2 protein-coding genes are annotated in these 3,132 nt (G+C 57.0%); both read left to right on the forward strand.

Going from position 1 to position 3,132, the window contains the following annotated elements; genetic code table 11:
* Nucleotides 1–345 precede the first annotated feature (345 nt).
* The gene (locus QZR21_RS08780; RefSeq protein WP_296099988.1) at nt 346–1,638 is read left to right on the forward strand and encodes a GntP family permease; all 1,293 of its coding nucleotides are present in this window, start codon (nt 346–348) and stop codon (nt 1,636–1,638) included.
* Nucleotides 1,639–1,679: 41 nt separating this feature from the next.
* Nucleotides 1,680–2,852, forward strand: coding sequence for a mandelate racemase/muconate lactonizing enzyme family protein (locus QZR21_RS08785; protein WP_296974997.1), 1,173 nt, complete (start codon nt 1,680–1,682; stop codon nt 2,850–2,852).
* The last annotated feature ends 280 nt before the right edge of the window (nt 2,853–3,132 follow it).

Consider the following 3,132-nt stretch of genomic DNA (forward strand, 5'->3'; position numbering starts at 1 on the left):
TGTGTTCGCTGGTGCAACTCATGTTCGCTGCTGTGACTCCAGTTCCCTTGCCACCCCAAAGGGGCAGCAAGGTTTCAGCCTGCGGCGGAGCCGCTGTCGTATTTCATAAGGCGGCGCTTCCCCAATTTGTGCGCCGCCACCATCATTCCTCATTCCTAATTCCTAATTCCTCATTTTTTCCATGCCCCGTACGTTCACATGTACGCTCAACCAATCACTCTGTAATTTATGAGTCACTTATAAATTTACACGTATCTTGTGTATGCCGAGTCAGACAGCTATCATAGGGAATATCGAAGAATATTGATGAAATAGTAAACCTGACTGGCGATGGGGAGTGGTTTCGTGAGTCTCTTAGGTGTAATAGGGGCCATTGGTTTACTGATGGTGCTGATTTATAAACGGATTGCCCTGATTCCTGCATCCCTTGTGGGGGTGCTGCTGCTGGCCGTGACCGGCGGCTACAGTTTCTATGACCTGTCCATTAACCACTATGCCCTCTTCCTGGCCGATTTCATTGCCAAGTACTTTATGGTCTTTGTGACCAATTCCCTTTTCGGCGAGGTCATGGAGGAGACGCTCCTGGTCTCTGCCTTTTCCCGCATGGTGGGCCGTCTCTTTGGCCGGCGGAATGCGGCCTGGGGAGCCCTTCTGGTGACGGCCATCCTGAGTTACGGGGGTATCTCTGTCTTTGTCATCGTCTTTACGGTGTATCCGATTTTCCTCGCCACCTTCCGGCAGGCGGATCTTCCCCGGAAGCTGATTCCCGCCGGCATCATTTCCGCCTCCTGTACGGCGCCGCTGTCCATGATTCCCGGCGGAGCCCAGCTGAATAACATCATTCCTGCCCAGTACATGGGGACGTCTCCCATGGCGGCTCCCCTGGTGAGTATCGCCGCTTCCCTGGTGACTGTGGCCTTTATTTTCTTCTATTTCCATCGTGCCTTTGCCCGTGCCCGGGCCCGGGGGGAGCACTTTACGGTGGAAGGGGATATCCGGGAGCGGATCGAAGGTTTTGAAAGGGAGCCCGGTATCGCCGGCTGGGTTTCTATCCTGCCCATGGCCCTCATTATCCTCCTCATCAATGGATGGAATGTGGACCTGTCCTATGCGGTGCTTGCGGGGACCGGCCTTGCAGTGCTGCTGGGACGGAAAAACCTGCCGAACCTGCGGGATACCCTGAACCGCGGCGTGGCGAAGGTCGGTACCGCCACCGTGGTCACCGCGGTTTCCGTAGGCTTTGGCGGCGCTGTACTGGCCTGTGACGGCGCCCGGACTATTCCGGATACCATCGCCGCCCTTCCGGTGAACCCCATCGTTTCCCTGAGCCTGGCCGCTTCTTTTGCCGGTGTGCTCACAGGAAACGGAGGCGGCGGCTGCGACGTGGCCATGAATATACTGGCCCAGCAGTACCTGAGTATGGGGGTGCAGCCGGAGATCCTGCACCGGGTGGTGGCCATTGCCACAGCAGGCTTCAGCTGCCTCCCCCATAACGGAATGCTGCTGACGGTCTCCGATACCTGTGGTTTTGCGGCGAAGGACAGTTATCCCTATATCTTCGGTTCCACCATCCTGTCCTCCTTCCTGGGCCTCGTGGTCACGGTGGGGCTGGGAATGCTGCTGTATCCGGTGGCGTAAGGAAACAGGATTCCCTGTTTCTATAGAAAGGAGTTTCTTCTATGAAAATCGTAAAAATTGATCTTTTGCATTCGGACCCTGTGGAAGACGGATGGCGTCCCCTTTTTTGCCGAATCTATACGGATGAAGGCATTTACGGCGACGGGGAAGCGGCCCTGTCCTACGGCGGCATCGACGAAGCGGCCTTCGGGATGCTGAAAAATATGGCGCCCCTGCTCATCGGCATGGACCCCCTGGACCATGAGGTCATCTGGGATAAACTCTACCACCAGTGCTTCTGGGGCCTGAACGGGGGCCCCGTGGTTTTCGCCGGCATCAGCGCCTTCGACATGGCCCTCTGGGATATCAAAGGAAAGAAATTCCAGGTGCCCCTCTATAAACTGCTGGGCGGGAAGATGCGGCCGAAGCTCCGGGCCTATGCGAGCCAGCTGCAGAATGGCTGGCCCGGCAGCCGCCGTCCCGGAAAGACCCCGGAGGATTACGCCAATGCCACGAAGGAAGCCATGCGCCGGGGATTCGATGCGGTGAAATTCAATTTCACCACCTACCGGGAAGACGGCACCTGGTATGACCACCGGGAACAGGCGCCCTACATGGACCATGGTTACCTGAAGGTGGTGGAGTCCCGGCTGAAGGCTGTCAGGGATACCCTGGGGCCCGACGGAGATATTATCCTGGAGAACCACGCCTACACGGACAGGCAGTCCGCCGTACGCATGGGGAACATGGCAAAGAAGTACGATATCCTCTACTTCGAGGAACCGGTGGCTCCCCACGGCGACCTTCTGCGGTATGTGCACCAGGAAACGGGCATCCCCATTGCCAGCGGGGAGCGCATGTACTCCCGGTGGCAGTTCAAACAGCGGATGGACCAGGACGCCATCCAGGTCATCCAGCCGGATATCGGGACCTGCGGAGGCATTACGGAAGTGAAAAAGATCTGCGATATGGCCTATGTCTATGAAACCGCTGTCCAGATCTACGTATGCGGCAGCCCCCTGGTGGTGGCGGCCTCCCTGCACCTGGAATCGGCGATACCGGGATTCATCATCCATGAATATAACGTGAATACGTCCATGCCCAAAATGACAGGACTCACGAAATACAACTATGAACCGGAGAACGGGATGATGACGGTTCCTGAACTTCCGGGCATCGGCAATGAAATCGCCGACGCCACCTTTGATCACAGCGAAGTCGTGACGATCCGGTGAGATTGGCTGGCTGAGGCTGCGTGTGAACGTATGGGGGCTTGAGCCTTCAGCCTTGAGCCTTGAGCCTTGAGTTGGACAGGCCCTTGCGGGCCGGAGTAATCACCATCTCTCAGTCCGGTGGGCAGCTATCTTCCGGAAAGAGAGCCTCCTGCGGAGTCAATAGCACGTTTTGGGTACAGAGTCTTCAGAAATCCAGCTGCAGCGAAGCCGCTTTCCCCTTACTCTACCTCCCCCATCTATGGGGGAAAAGCAAGCGAACGGTGTTCGCAGGGAGCCGAAG

The sequence above is a fragment of the uncultured Dialister sp. genome (genome assembly GCF_900541605.1).
Lineage (GTDB): Bacteria > Bacillota > Negativicutes > Veillonellales > Dialisteraceae > Dialister.